Consider the following 2,653-nt stretch of genomic DNA (forward strand, 5'->3'; position numbering starts at 1 on the left):
CCGCGTCCTCACGGCCGGGGTCCTCACGGCCGGCGGTGTTGTGGCCAGGGCTGTTGTGGCCAGGGCTGGCATGGCTGATCGGGCGCCGTGCGCCGGTATCCCGGTGGAAGGCCCCGGCGCCGGGGGCGTGCCGGCAGATGACGTCGTGACCGCCCCCGGACGTCAACGACGCGATCAGAGCGGGGACCACTCCTGGGCCTGGATGACGAGTCCGGACCAGTCCGCGCCCTGGCTGCGGGCGCGTTCGGCGAGAAAGAGGATTCCGTTCGACAGCCAGCTGCTCGGCCGCACGGCGGATGCGGCGAGCGCTCTGGTCGCGAGGATCTCGGCCTTGTCCAGCTCGCGTGCGCGCATCGCCGCGGATGCCTGGTAAAGGCGGACGGCGGCGAGAGCACCGGACGCCCGGGAACGGTCGAACAGTTCGGCTGCCTCGCTCAGCCGCTCATTTCCCTCGTCCAATGCGCCGGCGGCGACGAGTGCCGCACCGCCGAATGTCGGCAGATACCCAGGATGGATACCGTCCAGGCTGTAACCCACCGCACCTGCCGGGAGCTTTGCCGCGACCGATCCCGCTGAGCGCAGCACGGCGACGATATCGTCGGTAGGCAGGTGGCACGCGGCCATGATGTGCGCCTCGGTGGTCATCGCCAGGACCGCGGTGTGCGCGTGTGGTGCCGTGGCCTGGGCCGCCCGCGCCAGCGCCAACCCGTCGCGGGTGCTCTGGAAGGAATAAGCGGCGAGTTCAGCCAACACGACTCCGGCGTGGGCGGCGGTCGTCGCGTCTCCTACATGTTTCGCGAGGACGAGCGCCGCCCGCGCCGAGACTGTGGCCGGCCTGGCCATGCCGTTGTCACCCTGTGCCACGGAGGTCATGAGAAGAATCCGGCCATGCGCTCGTATCCAGTCCCGGCGCAGGGCTGAGCCCAACCGCCATCGGCCGATCGTCCGCGCATGGTGCTCCAGCGTCGCGAGGCGCTCGACCAAGTCGGCCGGCGCGGTGGTCTCCCAGCGGCGGGCGAGGGACTCCAGACCGGCCTCGACCTGGTGTAGCGCTGCGCGGCTGTCCATCGCCGAGGATGTCATGTCGACCGCCTCGGCGGCTCCGAGGACACCGAGTAGCGCGCTCGTGGTAAGGATCGTTCGGCGGTCCGTCGATGCGTCCATGTGGTACTCCTGACGATCGCGACCTGGCGGACTGGGCACATGTCCGGCGTATGCGCACGCGCAACCATTGCTGTTCTCCGCCCGAGGGTCTCGACACAGTAAGGTCACGGTAACCGGGTACGGGGCGCTATGTCGCCGCCGCGGGTTAAGGTTTGGACTTTTTTCGCTGGTTCGCCCTTCCGTACCGGACGCGTGCGCCAGAAGCCACCACTCCCGAAACCGGGGCCGGGCTACGCGGATCCGTCGGAAAGCCCGCGCAGCGCCTGGTGCAGATCGGCGACGAGGTCGTCCACTGATTCGATCCCGACCGAGAGCCGAACGAGGTCCGCGGGTACCGCGAGCGGCGAGCCCTCCACCGAGGCATGGGTCATGCTCGCCGGATGTTCGATCAGGGATTCCACCCCACCCAACGACTCGGCGAGAGTGAACAGCCTGGTCCGGCCACATGCCGCCACGGCCGCCTGGGGGCCGGCCCGAAGGGTGAACGAGACCATTCCCCCGAAGTCGCGCATTTGCTTCGCGGCGATGTCGTGACCCGCATGGCCGGTCGAACCCGGGTAGCGGACGGCCCCGACAGCGGGGTGCGTGGCGAGCTCGGCCGCGATACGCCGAGCGTTGTCGCAGTGCCGGTCCATCCGAACGGGGAGCGTCTTGACACCGCGCAGTACCAGCCAGCTGTCGAAGGGGCCGGCGACGGCGCCGGCCGCGTTCTGCAGGAACCGTAGCCGGGCGCCCAGGTCCGGATCGCCGACCACGAGCGCGCCGCCGACGACATCGCTGTGGCCACCGAGATACTTCGTCGTGGAATGCACCACCGCGTCCGCCCCCAGGGTCAGTGGCTGCTGCAGGTAGGGCGAAGCGAACGTGTTGTCGACCGTCAGCAGCGCCCCCGCGTCATGCGCCAGCGACGAGAGAGCGACGATGTCGGCGATGGACAGCATGGGATTGGTCGGGGTTTCGCACCACACCAGTCGCGTGGTGCCCGGACGGATCGCGACTCGCACCGCATCGAGGTCGGTGAGATCGATGCTGGTGTGGTCGACGCCCCAGTCGGCGAGCACCCGGGCGATGAGCCGGTAGGTGCCGCCATAGGCGTCCGCCGGGATGATGACGTGGTCTCCGGGCCGGCAGACGGTTCGCAGCAGGGCGTCCGCCGCCGCCATGCCGGAGGAGAAAGCGAGGCCGACCGTCCCGCGTTCCAGTGCGGCGAGGCAGGTCTCCAGCGCGGTACGGGTCGGATTCGCCGAACGACTGTACTCGTAACCGCTCCGAAGCCCACCCACGCCATCCTGGGCGAACGTCGAGGACTGGTGGATCGGCGTCACCACCGCTCCCGTGACGGGATCGGGCTCCTGGCCGGCATGGATCGCGATGGTCTCGAATCCCTCAGCGGGCTGCTCCATATGCATGACGCCACGCTAGGGCGTTCTCGATGATCGGTGCCGATCTAGCGGACGGCCAGGAAACTCAGCAGGTCGGCACGGGTAAG

At 69.2% G+C, this 2,653-nt stretch carries 3 protein-coding genes; all 3 read right to left on the reverse strand.

Going from position 1 to position 2,653, the window contains the following annotated elements:
- Window positions 1-190: hypothetical protein (locus KBI5_RS27440; RefSeq protein WP_206745282.1), on the reverse strand; the 190-nt coding region annotated here is incomplete at its 3' end.
- The gene (locus KBI5_RS24435; RefSeq protein ID WP_023840845.1) at window positions 175-1,164 is read right to left on the reverse strand and encodes a hypothetical protein; all 990 of its coding nucleotides are present in this window, start codon (window positions 1,162-1,164) and stop codon (window positions 175-177) included. The genes KBI5_RS27440 and KBI5_RS24435, both read right to left, overlap by 16 nt.
- Before the next feature lie 230 nt (window positions 1,165-1,394).
- Window positions 1,395-2,573, reverse strand: a complete 1,179-nt coding sequence (locus KBI5_RS24440) for a cystathionine gamma-synthase (RefSeq protein WP_011434839.1) — start codon at window positions 2,571-2,573, stop codon at window positions 1,395-1,397.
- Window positions 2,574-2,653: the final 80 nt, after the last annotated feature.

The sequence above is a fragment of the Frankia sp. KB5 genome (assembly GCF_002099325.1).
In the GTDB taxonomy this organism is placed as follows: domain Bacteria; phylum Actinomycetota; class Actinomycetes; order Frankiales; family Frankiaceae; genus Frankia; species Frankia casuarinae.